15 protein-coding genes are annotated in these 16,876 nt (G+C 71.4%); 11 read left to right on the top strand and 4 right to left on the bottom strand.

Annotation, left to right across the window (positions count from 1 at the left end; all coding sequences use genetic code 11):
* Positions 1–42 precede the first annotated feature (42 nt).
* The 7 genes from metG to AB1046_RS13195 all read left to right on the top strand — a co-directional run bounded on the left by metG (position 43) and on the right by AB1046_RS13195 (position 8,817).
* Complete coding sequence (gene metG, locus AB1046_RS13225; RefSeq protein WP_369369770.1) at positions 43–1,668, top strand: methionine--tRNA ligase; 1,626 nt, start codon at positions 43–45, stop codon at positions 1,666–1,668.
* A gap of 8 nt (positions 1,669–1,676) precedes the next feature.
* On the top strand, positions 1,677–2,621 hold the full coding sequence (locus tag AB1046_RS13220; RefSeq protein WP_369369769.1) for a TatD family hydrolase: 945 nt from the start codon (positions 1,677–1,679) through the stop codon (positions 2,619–2,621).
* Positions 2,622–2,714: 93 nt separating this feature from the next.
* Complete coding sequence (locus AB1046_RS13215) at positions 2,715–3,884, top strand: ubiquitin-like domain-containing protein (RefSeq protein WP_369369768.1); 1,170 nt, start codon at positions 2,715–2,717, stop codon at positions 3,882–3,884.
* Between the two features lie 110 nt (positions 3,885–3,994).
* Positions 3,995–5,179, top strand: coding sequence for a ubiquitin-like domain-containing protein (locus AB1046_RS13210; RefSeq protein ID WP_369369767.1), 1,185 nt, complete (start codon positions 3,995–3,997; stop codon positions 5,177–5,179).
* Between the two features lie 310 nt (positions 5,180–5,489).
* The gene (locus AB1046_RS13205; RefSeq protein WP_369369766.1) at positions 5,490–6,851 is read left to right on the top strand and encodes a ubiquitin-like domain-containing protein; all 1,362 of its coding nucleotides are present in this window, start codon (positions 5,490–5,492) and stop codon (positions 6,849–6,851) included.
* 128 nt (positions 6,852–6,979) lie between these two features.
* On the top strand, positions 6,980–7,870 hold the full coding sequence (gene rsmA, locus AB1046_RS13200; protein ID WP_369369765.1) for a 16S rRNA (adenine(1518)-N(6)/adenine(1519)-N(6))-dimethyltransferase RsmA: 891 nt from the start codon (positions 6,980–6,982) through the stop codon (positions 7,868–7,870).
* Complete coding sequence (locus AB1046_RS13195; RefSeq protein ID WP_369369764.1) at positions 7,867–8,817, top strand: 4-(cytidine 5'-diphospho)-2-C-methyl-D-erythritol kinase; 951 nt, start codon at positions 7,867–7,869, stop codon at positions 8,815–8,817. The genes rsmA and AB1046_RS13195 overlap by 4 nt, the downstream gene beginning before the upstream one ends.
* Before the next feature lie 12 nt (positions 8,818–8,829).
* Here the strand turns inward: AB1046_RS13195 and AB1046_RS13190 are convergent, their stop codons facing one another.
* Both AB1046_RS13190 and AB1046_RS13185 read right to left on the bottom strand, forming a co-directional pair.
* Entirely contained in the window at positions 8,830–9,639 is an 810-nt protein-coding gene (locus AB1046_RS13190) for an acetylxylan esterase (protein ID WP_369369763.1), read from the bottom strand.
* 107 nt (positions 9,640–9,746) lie between these two features.
* The gene (locus tag AB1046_RS13185) at positions 9,747–10,724 is read right to left on the bottom strand and encodes an acetylxylan esterase (RefSeq protein ID WP_369369762.1); all 978 of its coding nucleotides are present in this window, start codon (positions 10,722–10,724) and stop codon (positions 9,747–9,749) included.
* A gap of 101 nt (positions 10,725–10,825) precedes the next feature.
* On the opposite strand from AB1046_RS13185, the gene AB1046_RS13180 reads away from it, so the two are divergent.
* The gene (locus AB1046_RS13180) at positions 10,826–12,688 is read left to right on the top strand and encodes an ABC-F family ATP-binding cassette domain-containing protein (RefSeq protein WP_369369761.1); all 1,863 of its coding nucleotides are present in this window, start codon (positions 10,826–10,828) and stop codon (positions 12,686–12,688) included.
* Positions 12,685–13,152 (top strand): Lrp/AsnC family transcriptional regulator, encoded by a 468-nt coding sequence (locus tag AB1046_RS13175; RefSeq protein WP_369369760.1) that lies wholly within the window; start codon positions 12,685–12,687, stop codon positions 13,150–13,152. The genes AB1046_RS13180 and AB1046_RS13175 overlap by 4 nt, the downstream gene beginning before the upstream one ends.
* 9 nt (positions 13,153–13,161) lie before the next feature.
* On the opposite strand, the gene AB1046_RS13170 is transcribed toward AB1046_RS13175, so the two are convergent.
* Complete coding sequence (locus tag AB1046_RS13170; RefSeq protein ID WP_369369759.1) at positions 13,162–14,085, bottom strand: LD-carboxypeptidase; 924 nt, start codon at positions 14,083–14,085, stop codon at positions 13,162–13,164.
* 191 nt (positions 14,086–14,276) lie between these two features.
* On the opposite strand from AB1046_RS13170, the gene AB1046_RS13165 reads away from it, so the two are divergent.
* A complete protein-coding gene (locus tag AB1046_RS13165; RefSeq protein ID WP_369369758.1) occupies positions 14,277–14,807 on the top strand; it encodes a peptidoglycan-binding protein in 531 nt (176 codons plus the stop codon).
* 1 nt (position 14,808) lies between these two features.
* Positions 14,809–15,486, top strand: coding sequence for a hypothetical protein (locus AB1046_RS13160; RefSeq protein WP_369369757.1), 678 nt, complete (start codon positions 14,809–14,811; stop codon positions 15,484–15,486).
* Positions 15,487–15,566: 80 nt separating this feature from the next.
* On the opposite strand, the gene lat is transcribed toward AB1046_RS13160, so the two are convergent.
* Positions 15,567–16,874: an L-lysine 6-transaminase gene (lat, locus tag AB1046_RS13155; protein ID WP_369369756.1), complete on the bottom strand. Its 1,308-nt coding sequence runs from the start codon at positions 16,872–16,874 to the stop codon at positions 15,567–15,569.
* Between the last annotated feature and the right edge of the window lie 2 nt (positions 16,875–16,876).

Here is a 16,876-nt window from a genome sequence, read left to right as displayed (position 1 = left end):
CAACGCGGCTTTCGCCGTGGGCGCGCAACTACCATTGACGGCATGCCGGAAGCGAAGAAGACCTTCTACCTCACGACGCCGATCTACTACGTGAACGACGCCCCGCACATCGGGCACGCGTACACGACGGTCGCCGCTGATGTCGTGACGCGCTGGCACCGTCAGCGCCAGGAGAGCGTCTGGTTCCTCACCGGGACCGACGAGCACGGCGAGAAGGTGATGCGCACCGCCGAGGCGAACGGGGTGTCGCCGCAGGACTGGGCGGACCGCCTCGTCGAGACGGCCTGGAAGCCGGTCCTGGGGACCCTCGACGTGCGCAACGACGACTTCATCCGCACCACGCAGGAGCGGCACGAGACCGCGGTGCAGGCGTTCCTGACGGACCTGTACGACAAGGGCGAGATCTACGAGGGCGCCTACGAGGGGCCGTACTGCGTGGGCTGCGAGGAGTACAAGCTCCCGGGCGAGCTGATCGACGGGACGGGGGAGTACGAGGGGCTCAAGCTGTGCCCCATCCACGGCACGCCCGTCGAGATGCTCTCCGAGCAGAACTACTTCTTCCGCATGAGCGCGTACGCGGACCGGCTGATCGCGCTGTACGAGGAGCACCCGGAGTTCGTGCAGCCGGCGTCGGCCCGCAACGAGGTGGTCAGCTTCGTGAAGCAGGGCCTGCAGGACCTGTCGATCTCGCGCTCCACGTTCGACTGGGGCGTCCCGATCCCGTGGGACTCGTCGCACGTGCTCTACGTCTGGTTCGACGCGCTGCTCAACTACGCCACGGCTGTTGGCCTGGACAGCGGCGACCCGGAGCGCAAGGAGCAGTTCGCGCGGACCTGGCCGGCCGACGTGCACCTGGTCGGCAAGGACATCCTGCGGTTCCACGCGGTGATCTGGCCGGCGATGCTCATGGCCGCGGGCCTGCCGCTGCCGAAGACGGTCTTCGCGCACGGCTGGCTCCTGGTGGGCGGCGAGAAGATGAGCAAGTCCAAGCTCACGGGCATCGCGCCGTCGGACATCATCGACACCTTCGGGTCGGACGCGTTCCGGTACTACTTCATGCGGACCATCGCCTTCGGCGGTGACGGCTCGTTCTCCTGGGAGGACATGACCGCCCGGTACAACGGCGAGCTCGCCAACGGGTTCGGCAACCTCGCGTCCCGGACGGCGGCGATGATCGGCAAGTACTTCGGCGGCTCCCTGCCGTCGCCGGGCGAGCTCACCGACGCCGAGACCGGCCTCGCCCAGGTCGCGGCCAAGGCAGTGGCCGACGCCGAGGCGGCGATCGACCGGCTGGCCATCCACGACGCCGTCTCCGCGGTGTGGACGCTGGTGGACGCCACGAACGGCTACCTCGCCGACACGCAGCCTTGGAAGCTCGCCAAGGAGCCCGGCGAGCTCAACGAGACCGGCACGGGCGTCGACGGCGGCCGCCTCGCCACGTCGCTCGTCACGGCCACGGAGGCGTTGCGGTCGCTCGCGGTGCTGCTCAACCCGATAGTGCCCAAGGCGGCCGCCGGGCTGTGGGAGCTGCTCGGCGCGGAGGCTCCGCTCGGGTCGCTGGACGCGCAGCCGCTCGACGGTGCGGCGACGTTCGGGGCGCTTCCCGCGGGCACCACGATCACAAAGGGCGCCGCCCTGTTCCCGCGCCTCGACGAGCAGGCGGCCTGAGCGACCCGATGGCCAAGCGCACACGCGAGCGCGGCTTCCCGGCCGACCCGGAGCCGCTACCGGTCCCAGTCGTGGACAACCACACCCACCTCGACCACATCGCTGCGGTGCTCGCCGATACGGCGCCCGACGGCGAGCCGGACGCCTACGCCTGGCCGCCGTCGGTGGCCGACCACCTGGCCCGGGCCGCGGCGGCGGGCGTGGACCGGGTGGTCCAGGTCGGCTGCGATCTTCCGTCGGCCCGCTGGACCGCCAGCCTCCTCTCCAGCACTCAACGAGGGGTGGTCGGGGCCGTTGCCGTTCATCCCAACGAGGTCACCCTGCATGCCGGCGTTGATGAGGTGGGGCCCGACGGGCTCGCGCCCGAGTTCGAGGAGCGGCACGCCGTCGGAATCGACGATGCGATCGCCGAGATCGCCGACCTGGCGAAGGGCAACGACCGCATCCGCGCGATCGGCGAGACCGGCATGGACCTGTTCCGCACGGGCCCACGTGGTGAGCAGGCGCAGCGGGACGGCTTCCGCGCGCACATCGCGCTGGCCAACGAGCTGGGCCTGGCCCTGCAGATCCACGACCGGGATGCGCACGCGCAGGTCATCGAGGTCCTGCTGGCCGACGGCGCCCCCGAGCGCACCGTCTTCCACTGCTTCAGCGGCGACGCCGAGATGGCCCGCGTGTGCGCCGAGAACGGCTGGTACCTGTCGTTCGCCGGACCGGTCACGTTCAAGGCCAACAATGACCTGCGTGCGGCCCTTGCCGTGGCTCCGCGCGAGCTGATCCTGCTGGAGACCGACGCCCCGTACCTCACACCGCACCCGTACCGGGGGCAGCCGAACGCCCCGTTCGCGGCCGCCCATACGGCCCGGTTCATGGCGACCCACCTGGAGGAAGACCTCGCGGTGCTGTGCGCGGACATATCCGCGAACGCGGAGCGGGTCTACGGCACCTGGTGAGAATGGCGCATTGACGCGAGGAATTCGGCATTTCATTTCATGTCGTGCTGGCTTTTCCTGGGCTGTTAGTTCCGTTACGGTCTGGTGCTCGTGGTGAGGTACGCACGGCCGTGGCTCGCGAGCAGAGCGGCCCGGTGGTTGGTCCGTGGTGCCGTCGTCGGCACGCTCGTCGCTGTGAGCGGGGTGTACGTGGCCAACGCCAACACCGTGACGATCGACTACAACGGCGACGTCCGCACGCTCAGCGTCTACGGCGACACGGTCACCGAGGCGCTCGCCTCGCAGCACATCGAGCTGGGCCGCGACGACGTCGTGCAGCCCGTCGGAAGCTCCGGCGTCGGACCCGGTGGCACCGTGGTGGTCCGCACCAGCCGCCAGATCACGGTCGAGCTCGACGGCCAGATCATCACGCTCCGCACCACCGCCGGCACGGTCGGCGAGCTGATGGCGGCCCTTGGGCCCCGCGGCGACGGCGCGCTCGCCACGGCCTCCCGAACCGCGCGGCTCGACCGCGACCCGGTCCGGTTCTCCACGGTCAAGAAGGTGAACATCGCCGTGGACGGCTCGGCGCTCGAGTTCAACACCACGCAGTCGACGGTGCGCGGCGTGTTCGACGAGGCGGGCATCTCGCTGGCCGACGGCGACGTCACGTCTGTGCCGCTCGACGCCGCGGCCGTGGACGGGATGGTCGTCATGGTCAGCCGAGACGCATCGTCGTCGCGCACGGTGACCGAGGTGATCCCGTTCGAGACCGAGACGGTCGACGACCCGAGCCTTCCCGAGGGCTACGAGTCCATCCGCACCGCCGGCGTGCCTGGTGAGGCCGAGGTGCAGTACTCCGTGAAGACGGTCGGCGGCGCCGTCGTCGAACGGACCGTCGTGGACCGGACCGTGACCCGGGAGCCCGTGAACGAGGTGGTAGTGGTGGGGACGATGGACGTCGCCACCGCGCCCGTGGACCCGGGCTCCGCCCGGGGCCTGGGCCAGGCGATGGCCGCCGAGCGGGGCTGGGGCGCCGACGAGTTCTCCTGCCTGGACCAGCTCTGGCAGAAGGAGAGCGGCTGGCGCTGGAACGCTGACAACCCCTCCAGCAGCGCGTACGGCATCCCGCAGGCCCTGCCGGGCTCCAAGATGGCGTCCGTCGGCAGCGACTGGCTGACCAACCCGGCCACGCAGATCGAGTGGGGCCTGGGCTACATCTCCGGGCGCTACGGCACGCCGTGCGGTGCGTGGGCGCACTCCGTGGAGATCGGCTGGTACTGACCGGCCTTTCACCCTGGGATATATGGGATATCCAGGGTCTTTCCCGACGTTTTGCAGGCCGTATTTCCGGATAGGCTTGCATTCGATAACGGTCGGGTTACGGTCGCGTGGTGACATCTCCCCAGGTGCCCCAGGACGACCCCGGCGATCAATCCACCAATCCTGAGGCCGACGGCACCGTCGGCGTCTCCGAGCTCTTCCAGAACCTCTCACCCTTCGGCCCGCCGCCCTCCGCGGACGAGGCCTTCCCGCCGGCGATGCGTCCCGTACCGCCACCGCCACCGCCGCCCCTACCGACAGCGGGGCGAGACCTCTATCCGGCGCCCGAGCCGCCGCGCCGCCGACGCAGCGTCGTCTTCCTCGCGAGCACCGCGGCCGTCGCACTGGCGGGCACCGGCGGCGTCGCCGCTTACGCCTCGGCGCACAAGACCGTGACGCTGGACGTGGACGGCAAGGTCAGCAGAGTCGAGACCTTCCAGGGCGACGTCGCCGACCTCCTGGTCGACGAGGGCATCGAGGTCACCGGCAGGGACGTCGTGACGCCTGGTACCGAAGGTGCGCTGCACGACGGCGGCCGGGTGGTCGTCCGGTACAGCCATCACGTCACTGTGCGGGCCGACGGCGAGCGGCGGACCGCCTGGGTCGCCGCCGTCGACGCGGACCAGGCGCTCGCCACGCTGTCCGAGGGGAGCCGCGACGTGGTGCTGCTCCCGACTCGTGCCGACGGTCGTGTGTCGCTCCCGATGCGGCTCGACGCCGACGGGCCGGTCAACCTTGTGGTCGGCGGTCAGAAGCGGCAGGTGCCCGACGGCGCCGCGACGCTCGACGAGCTGCTCGCCGAGCGCGCGGTCACGGTCGACGGCGACGACCGGATCAGGGTCGAGCGCGAGGCCTCTGCCCGCCCGGGCGCTCCGACGCTGAGCATCGTGATCGAGCAGGTCCAGACCTCGATCGACCAGACCGTCACCTCGCTCCCGTTCCGCACCCTCACTGCCCCGGACCCGGACCGGTTCGAGGACCTGGCGCCGTACCGGGCGACCAAGGGGGCGGCAGGCGAACGGATCACGTCCTGGGATGTCACCACTGTCGACGGCAAGGTCGTGGACAAGGAGAAGCTGTCTACCTGGGTCGCCCGGGCGCCCGTAGACGAGGTGATCTTGTACGGCACCAAGGCCCGCCCTGATCCAAAGCCGACACCGAAGCCCGAGCCGAGCTCCGAGCCGAAGCCCAAGCCCGCGAAGCCCAAGCCCGGGCCAAAACCGGAGAAGCCGGCACCGAAGTCCGAGCCGGACTGATCCCCCCAAGACTTGGACGCTCGTCCTGGACGAGTGACCGAGAACACAGTTCTTACCCCACAAGATATTTGGCCGGGCGATAACAAATCAGTTACGTTCGGTTGTCCTCGCTGGCGTGGGGGTGTGACGTGGTGTAGGCCACAGCACTCCGACGGCAGCAAGAACGGCACTGAACGCGGAACCTCGCGGTCAGTGTGAGACCGCCGGATCGGCCGGTCGAGACCGCGACGGCTCGTCAGAGTCGCTAGGCCCCCCAGGCCAATTCGCGGTAGGGACTCCCGCCCCAAACGGGAAGCCCGCCTCACCGCCCGTGCCCGGAACGTCCGACGACTGGACACGAGTGAACCCCCGTTTTGAGCAGCAGAGTTCTGGCTCCATCCCCAGCACCAACTCAAACTCCGAGGCCGTAGCACCCCAGGCCGTTACCTCGACGCTTCGCCGTCGCTGGCCGCTCGTCGCAGGCCTCGCAGCCGTCGCGACCGTCGCTTCCGGATCCGTCGCCTTCGCAGAGGCGCACAAGACCGTCACGCTCGACATCGACGGCACATCAAGGACCGTCACCACCTACTCCGGCTCCGTCGAGGGCCTGCTCGAGTCGCAAGGCGTCCGTCTGGGCGAGCGCGACCTCGTGGCCCCCGGAAACGACGCAGAGCTCTCCGACGGCGACCAGGTAGTGGTCCGCTACGCACGCCAGGTCACCATGACCGACGGCGACGCCGAGCGCGACGTCTGGGTCACCGTCACCGACGCGAGCGAGGCCCTGAGCACGCTCGCCGAGCGTGGCAGCGACGTCGCCCTGGTGGCGTCCCGCTCCGGAGACCGTGCCTCGCTCCCGCTCCGGCTGAACGACGACGGTCCCGTCGCCGTGGTGGCCGACGGCGCGACCCGCGTCGTCGAGGACCACGCGGCGAGCGTCGACAGCGTGCTCGACGGCCTCGAGGTCGAGCTCGACGAGGACGACCGCGTGAGCATCGTCCCGGTCGCCACCCTCGCCGAGGACGAGGTCATCGACAGCAAGTCCGCGGAGTCCGCCGAGACGGCGGGCGCAGACGTGGCCGTCCAGGTGCAGCGCGTCGAGAGCAAGAAGGTCACCACGACCACCGACGTGGACTTCGAGACCACTACCGTGCAGGACGACGAGCGCTACGCGGACGAGGGCGACCTGGTCCGGACCGAGGGCGAGCAGGGTGTGCGCACCCGCGTCGTCCTCGTGCGCACCGTCGACGGTGAGGTCGTGTCCCGCGAGGAGCTTTCCGACGAGGTCACGACGGAACCCGTCGACCAGGTAGTCGTCGAGGGCACCAGGGAGCGCCCGGTCGTGGAGGAGCCCGAGGCGGCCGTCCCGACCGAGGCCAGTGCCCCGGTGCCGGCGGGCTCGGTCAAGGAGATCGGCCAGCAGATGGCCGCCGCCCGTGGCTGGACCGGCCAGGAGTGGACCTGCCTCGACCTCCTGTGGCAGCGCGAGTCGGGCTGGAACTACCAGGCGGCCAACCCGTCCTCGGGCGCCTACGGCGTGCCGCAGGCCCTGCCGGGCTCCAAGATGGCTTCGGCAGGCGCGGACTGGGCCACCAACCCGGCCACTCAGATCGAGTGGGGCCTGGGCTACATCGCGGACCGCTACGGCTCGCCGTGCGGTGCGTGGAGCCACTCGGAGTCGGTGGGCTGGTACTGAGTGCACTTTGCACCAGCGCACTGAGTCATGGTCGCTCTCGTGCTCCGCGCACTCTCCAGCGGGACTGGCTTCGCTGCGTCCCACCTCCGAGTGCGCTCCGCACGAACGCTCCGGTTAGGCTCACCTGCATGAACGACACCTCAAGCGCCCTGCTCGGTCCCGCGGAGATCCGCGACCTGGCAGGGCGTTTGGGTGTCCGCCCCACCAAGACGCTGGGGCAGAACTTCCTGCACGACGGCGGAACGGTCCGCAAGATCGTCCGTATCGCGGCGCTGCGGCCCGGCGAACGGGTGGTGGAGGTCGGACCCGGGCTCGGCTCCCTGACTCTCGGCCTCGTGGAGGACGGCGCCTCCGTGGTGGCCATCGAGATCGACCCGGTCCTGGCCGGGCAGATCTCCGAGACCGTGCACGCCCGGTTCCCGGAGTCCGACTTCGAGGTGGTGCTCTCCGACGCGATGGACGTCACCACCCTGCCCGGCGCACCGCCGACGGCGCTCGTGGCGAACCTCCCGTACAACGTGGCGGTCCCGGTGCTGCTGACCATGCTGCAGCGGTTCGACTCGCTGGAACGGGTGCTCGTCATGGTCCAGGCGGAGGTCGCCGACCGGATCGCGGCCGTGCCGGGCTCCAAGATCTACGGCATCCCGTCGGTCAAGGCCGCCTGGTACGCGTCGGCCCGCCGCGCAGGGACCGTCGGGCGCAACGTCTTCTGGCCTGCCCCGAACGTCGACTCGGCGCTCGTCCACCTGGAACGCCGGGATCCGCCGTCGACCACCGCGTCGCGCGAGCAGGTCTTCGCCGTCGTCGACGCCGCCTTCGCGCAGCGCCGCAAGACGCTGCGGGCCGCGCTGTCCGGGCTGTTCGGCTCGGGTGTCGCCGCCGAGACGGCGCTGCGGGCCGCCGGCGTCGACCCGAGCGCGCGTGGCGAGACCCTGGGGGTCGAGCAGTTCGCGCGCATAGCGGAACAGGTCCCGCAGGGCGACGGGTCGCAGGGCGAGGGCGCGGAGGGGGCCGAATGATCCCGCGACTGACCGCGGCCCCGCAGCCGTCGGTCCGCGTCCGCGCGCCCGGCAAGGTCAACCTCGCGCTGCGCGTAGGGCCCGTCGGCGCCGACGGCTACCACCCGCTGGCGACGATATTCCAGGCCGTGTCCCTGTTCGAGGAGGTCACGGCGACCCAGGTGGCGCCCGGCTCGGGCATCTCGCTGACGGTCTCGGGCCCGGGGGCCGACGTCGTACCTACCGACGAGACCAACCTCGCGTGGCGGGCCGCGGGGCTGCTGGCGGAACGCACGGGTCTGGCGGCCGACGTCGCGCTGCACATCACCAAGGGTGTGCCCGTCGCCGGGGGCATGGCCGGCGGGTCGGCCGACGCTGCCGCCGCGCTCGTGGCGTGCGATGCGCTCTGGGAGGCGGGGATACCGCGCCCGGAGCTCGTGGAGATGGCCGCCGAGCTCGGGGCGGACGTGCCGTTCTCCCTGCTGGGGCACACCGCCGTCGGCACGGGGCGCGGTGACCTGCTCACGCCGGCCATGACGCGCGGCGAGTTCCACTGGTGCTTCGGCACGCAGCGCGAGGGCCTGTCGACGCCGAGCGTGTTCCACCGGTTCGATGAGCTGGCCGGTCCGTCCACCCCGCGGGTGGCGCCCACCGACGACACCGCGATCATGCACGCGCTCCGCGCGGGGGACCCGGTGGCGCTCGGCAAGGCGCTGCACAACGACCTGGAGCTACCGGCCCTGGACCTGCGGCCGGAGCTGGCCCCGGTGCTGGAGGTCGCCACCGAGTCCGGCGCGCTGGGTGTGATCGTCTCCGGGTCCGGCCCCACGGTCGCCGCGCTCGGGCGGTCCCGGCAGCACGCCCTGGCGCTGGGCGCCGCGTGGACGGCGGCCGACGTCGTCGACGCCATCTTCTGCGCGACGGGCCCCGCCCCGGGCACCCAGCTCGTGACCGCCGTCGCCCGCTGACCCCAAGAGGGGTTAGTAGGCGATCTGGGGGACGAAGATGTTCTTCAGGTGGGTGTGGCGGGTGAGCCAGTCGGTGCGGCGGGTGGCCTGGTCGGTCTCCTCGGTGAGGACGCACTCGACCACCCGCTCGACCGAGCCCGTCATCGCGCCGAGCGCCAGGGCCGCGTTGAAGCCCCACTCCTCCTGCAGCACCTGGGCGCCCGCGCCCGGCGTGACCTGGAGCGGTGTGGTCGCGCGCCGCGCGAACGCGACCAGGGAGTCCTTGTGCGCCGCGGGGATGTCGCCCTCGACCATGGCGCAGGCGAGGTCGGGCAGCAGGCCCGCCGCGGCGACGACGGCTGCCGCCACCGGGCCGACGCCGAGCACCGCCACGCGGGACGGGTCCACGCTCGGCAGGGTGCGTAGGGCCTGCACCGACCGGACGGCGTCGGTGAAGACGCCGCTGTTGTACGGGTCGTCGAGGTCGTCCCCGGGGATCTCGACCACCAGGTGCGCGAACCCGCTCGACGCGAGCCACTCGACGTCCAGGTCCGCACCGCGGCCGGCCGGTCGCAGCTCGACCACGCCGGGCAGGGTCGCGTCGGCCTCCACCGGGGTGATGAGCCGGCCCCGCACCGGCCGGCCCTCGAACCCGGCGAACGTAGCGACCTCGGCCCGCAGCTCTGGGGACCAGGTGGACGCGGCGGTCAGCACCGGAGCGACGTCGATGTCGAGGTGCGCTGCGATCGTCCGTGACCAGAAGCTGTCGAAGTCCGCGGGCTCGTCGGTGGCGGGCGGCGCTGCCGGTGCGACCGAGACGAGCGGCAGATCGTAATCAGGCACAGGGCTGACCTCCCGTGAGTATCCCGTGAGCAATGCGTGCGCTGGGAGCCTACCTCCCGCATATAACGGGTAAATCTCGCCCGCCCGTTCCTCGGCGAACCCGCCCGTCAGCCGAGCTTGCCCAGCCAGCCGAGCTTGCGCGGGAACCGGTAGTCGCCGCCTCCCTCATGGTTGTTGTACGGGTAGACGTCGATCTCCTTGGTAGGCCCCGGCCCCCAGCCGTTGAACGCGGCGTACACGGTCGACGGCGGGCAGACCTCATCCATCAGCGCCACCGAGAACAGCACCGCGCAGCTAGCCCGCCGGGCGAACGACACCCCGTCCAGGTAGGAGAAGGTGCGCCAGACCTGCGCCTCGACCGCCGGGTCGCGGTACACCGACAGGTACTTCGTGATCTCGCCGTACGGGAAGCTGTCCGTGATCGACACCGCCCGGCGGAAGTGGCTCAGGAACGGCACGTCGGGCATCGCCGCCACGACGTCGGGCACCAGGCCCGCGACCGCGATGGTGATGCCGCCGCCCTGGCTGCCGCCGTGCACCGCCACGCGCCGCGGGTCCAGGCCAGGTATGGCGCGCACCGCGTCGACGGCGCGGACGCCGTCGGTGAAGACCCGCCGGTAGTAGTGGTCGTGCGGGTCGAGCACACCACGGGTCATGAACCCGGGGCTCGCCGGGCCGGACCCCACCGGGTCCGGCGTGTCCCCGCCCGAACCCCAGCCCGACCCCTGGCCGCGCGTGTCCATCATGAGGTGCGCGTAGCCCGCGGCGGCCCACTGGATGCGCTCGTGCGGCAGCCCCCGCCCGCCGCCGTAGCCCTGGTACTCGACCACCACTGGCAGGTCACCGTCCGCGTGCGCGGGGCGCGTCAGCCACGCCTTGACCGGGTGGCCGCCGAACCCGGGGAACGTGACGTCGTCGACCAGGATCTCGGTGAGCCCTACGTCGATGCGCTCCACCCGCGGCGCCTCGTCGAACGTGCGGGCCTCGGCCAGGGTCGTCGACCAGAACTCGTCGAAGTCGGCGGGCTCGTCGATCTCGGGGGAGTACGTCTCAAGATCGGAGAGCGGCATGTCGAACTGGGCCACTTCTGTGCTCCTCGGCTTAGGTCAGCTGTTGGGTCGACGGCGCAGTCCTCGCCTCGGTCGCCGTCGACCGAGCGAGCCTAGCGCCCGACTACCCTTGGCAGGTGGCACATCTTCTCGGCGCAGACGGCATCGCGCTGACCATCGGCACTCGCACCCTCCTGTCCGACGTCTCCCTCGGGCTCGACGACGGCGACCGCGTCGGCGTCGTCGGCCCCAACGGCGCGGGCAAGTCCACCCTGCTGCGCATCCTCTCGGGCACCACCCTGCCCGACGGCGGACGCGTCACCAAGGTGGGCGGCTCCACCCTGGGCATGCTCGACCAGCGCGACGAGCTGCCCGACGCCGCCACCGTCCTCGACATCGTGCACGGCGACGCCGAGACGCACGTCTGGGCGTCCGACGCCCGGGTCCGCAACGTGCAGGACGGCCTGCTCGCCGACCTCGCCTGGGACGCCCCGGCCGCGAAGCTCTCGGGCGGCCAGCGTCGCCGGGTAGCGCTCGCGGCCCTGCTCGTGCAGGACCCGGACGTGCTGCTGCTCGACGAGCCCACCAACCACCTCGACGTCGAGGGTGTGGCCTGGCTCGCGGCCCACCTGCGGGAGCGGTACGGGCGCCCTGGCGCAACCGGCGCGCTCGCCGTCGTCACGCACGACCGCTGGTTCCTCGACGAGGTCTGCTCGCGCATGTGGGAGGTGCGCGGCGACGGCACGGGCGCCGTCGACGGGTACGACGGCGGTTACGCGGCCTACATCCTGGCCCGCGCCGAGCGCGCCCGGCAGGCCGCGACGGCCTCCGAGAAGCGGGACAACCTGCTGCGCAAGGAGCTCGCCTGGCTGCGCCGCGGCGCGCCCGCGCGTACGTCCAAGCCGAAGTTCCGGCTCGACGCCGCCTCCGCGCTGATCGACGACGAGCCGCCGCCGCGCGACTCGATGGAGCTGACCCGGATGGCGACGCGCCGCCTGGGCAAGGACGTGCTGGACCTGGAGTCGGTAAGCGTGCGGGTGGGCGGGGAGGCCGAGGGCCCGGTCAAGGTCCTGTTCGACGACGTGACCTGGCGGCTCGGCCCGGGCGACCGGTACGGCGTCGTCGGCGTCAACGGCGCGGGCAAGACGACGCTGCTCGCGCTGCTCGCCGGACGGCGCGAGCCGGACTCGGGGCGCGTCAAGCGGGGCAAGACGATCCACGTGCAGGAGCTCTCCCAGGACGTCGCCGAGCTGGACGAGTTCGGAGCCCTGACTGCCGTCGGGGTGATCGAGCAGGAGAAGGGCCGGGTTGTCGTCGACGGCAAGGAGCTCACCGCGGCGCAGCTCACCGAGAAGCTCGGCTTCACGCACGAGCGCGCCTACACGTCGGTGCGGAACCTGTCCGGCGGCGAGCGGCGTCGGCTGCAGCTGCTGCGGCTGCTGGTGGCCGAGCCCAACGTGCTGCTGCTCGACGAGCCCACCAACGACCTCGACACGGACACGCTGGCCGCCGTCGAGGACCTGCTGGACGGGTGGCTCGGCACGCTGATCGTCGTCTCGCACGACCGCTACCTGCTGGAACGGGTGGCGGACCGGCAGGTGGCGCTGCTCGGCGACGGCACCATCCGGGACCTGCCCGGCGGCGTGGAGGAGTATCTGCGGCTGCGGGCGGCGGCCAAGGCGGCCGGCGCCTCGGCGTCGGGCACCCCGGGTTCCGGGACCGGAACCGCCGGTGGCGCGACGGCGCCGGCGTCGGGCGGGACCGCCCCGGGCGACGAGCTCTCGCAGCGGGACATCCGCGCCGCGAAGAAGGAGGTCTCCCGAATTGAGCGGCGTCTTGCGAAGATTGCCCAGAAGGAGGCCGAGCTGCACGAGAATATTGCGCAGCAGGCAACGGACTACCAGGCTGTCGCCAAGCTGGACGCGGAGCTCCGCGACCTGGTGAGCGAGCGTGACGAGCTCGAGGCGGCCTGGCTCGAAGCGGCGGAGGTGGCGGGATGACGGACAACGATGTGGGACCGCTCGACGGGGTCGACCGAGCGCTCGTCGACGCACTGCGGAAGGACGGGCGCACCACGCTTGCGGTGCTGTCCGAGATCTCGGGCCTGTCCCTGTCCGCCGTGCAGGTGCGGGTGCGCAAGCTGGAGGCCCGCGGCGTAATCACCGGCTACCGGGCGGTGGTGAACCCTGAGGCGGTGGGTCTGCCGCTCTCCGCGTTCATCGAGATCACCCCCCTGGACCAGGCGCAGGAGGACGACGCCCCCGAACGGCTGCGCGGCATGTCCGGCATCGAGTCGTGCTACTCCGTGGCGGGCAACGCGAACTACCTGCTGTCCGCACGGGTGGCGTCGCCGCGGGCGCTGGAGGAGCTGCTCGGGCGGATCCGGCGTACGGCGAAGGTCTCCACGCGCACCACCGTGGTGCTGCAGACCTACTTCGAGGGGCAGATGACGGACCCGAGCTGAGCGCGGGTGTCAGCGCCCCAGTGCTGGCTCGTCCAGCGTGAGCGTGCCCGCGTCGGCGTCCAGCTCGATGGACACCCCCAGCGGCACGGTGAGCGGGTCGGGCCCGTGGCCGAACCCGAGGTCACTCAGGATCGGGATGCCGAGCGGCCCCAGCAGGTCGCGGACGACCGGCTCGACCGGTTCGCAGTCCTGCCACGACCCCAGCACCACGCCGACGGCGCCGTCGAACCAGCTAGCGCGCAGCAGCTGCGTGAGGCACGAGTCGAGCCGGGAGGTGCGCTTGCCGATGTCCTCCAGCAGGACGATCCCGCCCGCGGCGGACGACTGCGCCGAGACGGCCCCGACGGACGCCGCCAGGAGCGAGAGGCACCCGCCGATGGTGATGCCGCGGGCCGTGCCGCCCACCAGGGCGTGGGCCCGGGGGCCGGTGATCTGGTGTGTCGCCTCCGGCTCGAACAGGGTGCGCCGCAGGTGCTCCCGGGCCGGCTCGGACGTGAGGAACGACGGCGAGCCGGGCATCGGGCCGTACAGCGACACCAGCCCGAGCCGGGCGGCGACCGCCTGGTGCAGCACCGTGGTGTCGCTGTACCCGACGAGCACCTTGGGGTCCGTGGCGGCGAGCGCGTCCCAGTCGACGAGGTCGGCCATCCGGGCGGCCCCGTACCCGCCGCCTGCCGCGACCACCGCGCGGACATCAGGATCGAGCCACGCCTCCTGGAAGTCGGCCGCGCGTGCCGCGTCGGAACCGGCCAGGTAGCCGTGGACCGGGTGCGTGTCCCGGACGTGCGGCATGACCTGCACGTCGAGCCCCCAGGCCAGCAGGCGGTCGACGCCGGCGTCGAGGCGCTCAGCCGGTACGGGACCGGACGGGGCGACGACGGCGACGGTGTCGCCCGGACGCAGTCGCGGCGGGCTGATCAGATGCCGCAGCATGCCGCCGAGATTACCCGCCGGCCCGCGCGGCGCCCGCGGACACGACGGGCCTACCAATGTGAATTCATGAACATCCACGCGGGGTTTAGTCCGGTGCGTCGCTTCCGTCTTGTTAGGGCAGATTGTTACGCTCGGGCAGCAAGTACATCGCCCCGCTTCGGCGTCGGGCAGACGTAAGGAGCGACCAGGGCATGCCCACCACCCGAACCTGGCTGCAGGCGGGCGGTGGCACGGTGGTCGCCGCCCTGATCGTCGCTGCCGTGGTCCAGGCGGTGAACTCCAGTGCGATGTGGCTGTCCAACGACCCGGTCGGCGAGTGCGGTGCGACGTCCGGCGGCGCCGTGGTCGCGGCCCAGAACATGCTGTCGGCGAGCACCGGGCTCGAGCCCGTGGACGGAGCCTGGGACTCCGATTCGGACGTCGCGACCAGGGCGTTCCAGGCCTACAACGGCCTGCCTGTCGACGGCTGCGTCGACACCAGCACCTGGGTGACCATGCGCGCGCTCGCCATCTCCGTGTGCGATCCGGAGTTCGACTGCCAGGGGCCGGACCACCGCGTGCGCTTCGGCGCGGAAGGCGGCTTGCGTGAGGCCTACTTCGCCGAGAACGACTGCGACTGGGGCTCCTGGGTGCTGCCGGGGGTGGCGCAGAGCCCGGTCTCGTCGAGCACGGTGATCGCGCTCTCGCGGGACGCGGTCACCGAGATCGAGTGCGGGGGCTGACGTGGTCACCACCATCGAGGAACCCAGGATCCGCCCGGAATGGCTGATCGGCGGGGCCGTGACGCTGCTCGGCGCCATAGTCATCCTCGTGGTCACGCTCGTGATCGGGGCGGGGGAGGAGGAGCCCGTCATCACGCCGGCGGACGCCACCGAGCTCACGGCAGGCACCTGCGCCGCGGACCTGCGCCAGCCGCACTGGGTGCCCGAAGATGTCCTGCACGCCGTCGCGGAGTGCCCCGCCGAGATCTCGGCCGGGATCGGTCGCACGACGGCTGAGGACCACCTCGGCACCTGGATCGTCTACTCGCTGGACGGGCCTGAGAACGCAGAGACCTTCCGCGGTGGGCCGGGCCTGTCGTGGCCCGAGGAGGAGGTCCGGTCGGGCGCGTACCACCCGGCGGCGACCATCACCTACGTGGCCTACCCAGGATCGCAGGAGCTTGCCGAGGAGCTGTCCGGCGACAACGTGACGGTCGAGTGGCGAGACCTCCAGGAGTCAGGCCTGGAGGCGCGTGTCACCCGCGTGGACAACAACGGGTTCGGTCCGGTGCGCCTCGAATGGACCGACGACGCCGGCTCCTACCTGCTGCTCGGCATCCTGGGCCGGACACCCACAGGAAGCGCAGGCCCGACGATCGCCGAACTGATCAGGATCGCCGACAGCGTCGCCACTGAATAGCCCAGCGTTGGTCGTGGGCGCGATCGTTGCGCCTAGAACGGGCGGGAAGCCGCAACGATCGCGCCCACAACCAATTGGGGTCAGAGGGTTTCCGTCAGGACCTCGTCCAGGGCGCGGACGCCGGCCTCCAGCGCCTCCGCGGTGACCGTCATGGCGGGGCGGAACCGGACCGAGCGCTCGCCGCAGCCCAGCAGCAGGACGCTCCGCTCGGTGAGGGCGGACAGCACCCTGTCGCGGACCGCGCGGGACGGCAGCGTCACCGCGCACATCAGGCCCCGGCCGCGGACGTCGGTCACGCCGTCGTGCCGGGTGGCCAGCTCGGTGAGCGCGTCCTGGAGGCGCTTGCCCATGGACCGGGCTCGGTCGACCAGGCCCTCGGCCTCATAGGTCTCCAGGATCCGGCGCGAGCGCACCATGTCGGTGAGGTTGCCGCCCCAGGTGGAGTTGATGCGCGACGAGACGGCGAACGCGTTGTCCGGCACCTCGTCGACCCGGCCGCCGGCCATGATCCCGCAGACCTGCGTCTTCTTGCCGAACGCGACGACGTCGGGCGTGACGCCGAGCTGCTGGTAGGCCCACGTGGTGCCGGTGATCCCGGCGCCGGTCTGGACCTCGTCCATGATGAACAGCGCGTCGAACTCCTGGCACAGCAGCTGCATGCCCTGGAGGAACGAGGGGCGGAAGTGGTGGTCGCCGCCCTCGCCCTGGATGGGCTCCATGATGAAGGCCGCGATGTCGTGCGGGTTGGCCTCGAACGCCGCGCGGGCGGCCCGGAGCGCGGCACCCTCGGCGGCGTCCATGTCCTTGCCCTCCGCGATGTACGGGGAGGGGATGCGCGGCCAGTCGAACTTGGGGAACCGGGCCACCTTGCCCGGCTCGGTGTTCGTGAGCGACATCGTGTACCCGGAGCGGCCGTGGAAAGCGTGCTCCAGGTGCATCACCTGGGTGCCGAGCTCCGGGGAGCGGCCGTTCGCCTCGTTCAGGCGTGACTTCCAGTCGAACGCGACCTTGAGGGCGTTCTCGACGGCGAGTGCTCCACCGTCGATGAAGAACAGGTGCGGCAGCGCGGGGTCGCCGAGCACGCGCGCGAACGTGTCCGCGAAGCGCGCCATCTCGACCGTGTAGATGTCGGAGTTGGACGGCTTATTGATCGCGGCGGCGGCCAGCTCTGCGCGGAACGCGGGGTCCCCGGCCAGCGCGGGGTGGTTCATACCGAGCGGGGAAGATGCGAAGAATGTGAACAGGTCGAGCCACTCGCGGCCGTCGCGCGCGTCGATGAGCGTGGAGCCGTGCGACCGGGTGAGGTCGAGGACGAGGTCGAACCCGTCGACCAGGAGGTGCTCGCGAAGGGTGGGGAGCACTGCGGTGGGCTCAAGATGTGTCGTCATGC

It is taken from the genome of Promicromonospora sp. Populi, from assembly GCF_041081105.1.
In the GTDB taxonomy this organism is placed as follows: Bacteria; Actinomycetota; Actinomycetes; order Actinomycetales; family Cellulomonadaceae; genus Promicromonospora.
Note: the sequence above shows the minus strand (reverse complement) of the source record. Positions and strands in the feature narration are given on the sequence as shown.